Annotated in this window: 1 protein-coding gene and 1 pseudogene; one reads left to right on the top strand and one right to left on the bottom strand. The window is 73.9% G+C overall.

Annotation, left to right across the window (positions count from 1 at the left end; translation table 11 throughout):
* Positions 1-1,045, top strand: a pseudogene (locus DW309_RS19500) (hypothetical protein); the annotation flags it as partial.
* 25 nt (positions 1,046-1,070) lie between these two features.
* Here DW309_RS19500 and DW309_RS08990 read toward each other — a convergent pair.
* The coding region (locus DW309_RS08990; protein WP_205812716.1) for a hypothetical protein at positions 1,071-1,672 on the bottom strand (602 nt) is incomplete at its 5' end.

Here is a 1,672-nt window from a genome sequence, read left to right on the forward strand (position 1 = left end):
GGACGGAGCGCGACGCACGGCCGACGTGTTCGAGATCGTGGAGCTGCGGGCGAAGGTCGAGGCGCTCGCTCACACGGATGCGGGCGCGGCCACGGCGGCGCAGGCTCGGCTCGACCGTCTGCTCGCCGCCGACCCGGCTCTCGGCCTCGTCGCGACCGCGCTCGTGCTGCAGTGGACGACCCGTCCGCTCTTCGGCCCCGGGCTGCTCCTCGGCGGGCTCGGGCCGTCGGTGGCTCCGGCGGCCGGGGTGACCCAGTTGCTCGGCTTGACCACCGGTTTCGCGAAGGTGCAGCCGGGGGAGCGCCTCCGGGGTCACGCCGATCCGGTGCGCGTGACGGCGGTCGCCCGGTCCGCGCCGCGGGCTCCTGCCGACCTCACCGCGGCGCTGCGCCGCCTTCCGGAGAGCGGCGGCGCCCAGGTGGCCGTCGAGCGTTACACGATGAAGGACGGTGCGACCCGCTACGTGGCGTATCTCTCCGGCACGCGGTCGGTGTCGCTCGCCCCGACCGGGACGGAGCCGTGGGACATGCGCTCGAACGTGCAGCTGTACGCCGGTACGCGGTCGGCGTCGTACCAGGCGACCCTCGATGCGCTCGCCGCGTCGGGGGCGCAGCCCGGGGATCGTGTGGGCGTCGTGGCGTACTCGCAGTCGGGCATGATCGCCGCGCACGTCGCGATGGAGAGCGACTTCGACGTGGAGCTGCAGATCACGGCAGGCAGTCCGTCGGAGCCGACGCTGGACGACGATCAGACGCTCGTGCAGCTGCGCCATGCCGACGATGTGGTCTCCCGGCTCGCGACGGGCGGCTCCGCCGAGGGTACGGGTTCGGCGGACAGCTTCACGGCCAGCAGGCTCGTCGAACCGCTGCCCGGCCCGGACGACCTGGGACTGGGGTCGCACGGGATCGAGGAGTACGAGGAGACCGCCCGCCTGGTGGACGCGTCGTCTGACCCGCGCGCCGAGGCCCTCGGCCGGTACTGGACCGAACTGGGCGAGGCCACCGAGGTGGAGCGTACGGAGTACCGTGCCGAACGCGTCGGATGAACTGCTGCGGTCCGCCACGGTGCGGCTAGGCGAACGCGAACGACTCCACGAGCGCGTACCCCTGGTCGTTCGACACCCGCACGGTGAAGTCCCTCTGCGGGGCGGGGTAGGGCAGGGCGCGCTCCTCGCCGGGCGCCAGCACCACGGTGTCCGTGGACTCGGGGCTGCCGTCGCTGCCCAGGTCGAACGCGATGGTCACGGTCATGGGCGCCGTCGAGTCGTTGCGCACGTGCACGGTCAGCACGCCGGAGCCGTCGTCCGGGTCGATCCGCGCGGTCAGTCCGAGCGGAGCGCAGTCGAGCTCCACGCGCTGCTGGAACCGGAGCCCCCCGTCGGTGCTCGCGCGGATCGTGTATCCGCCGTTGGGCACGAGCCCGAAGCCGAACGGGCGGGTCTCCCCCGGGGAGAGCAGGGGGCCGGGGCCCGCGTCCGGCTGAGCGCCGTCGGCGGTGAGCTCGAGGTACGTCTGGAGGGGATCCGCGGTGTCGTTGCGCAGCATGAGGGTGATGCGGTCGGCGGACTCGCACGCGGTCACGGTCCAGGCCGTCAGCTCCGGGGTCGCGCTCGCCGCGGCGACCGGGGCCGCGGCGACGGCCGCGACCACGGGAACACTCCAGGCCGCGGCCC

Origin of the sequence: Microbacterium sp. K41 (assembly GCF_004794395.1) — a bacterium.
Taxonomy (GTDB): Bacteria; Actinomycetota; Actinomycetes; order Actinomycetales; family Microbacteriaceae; genus Microbacterium; species Microbacterium sufflavum.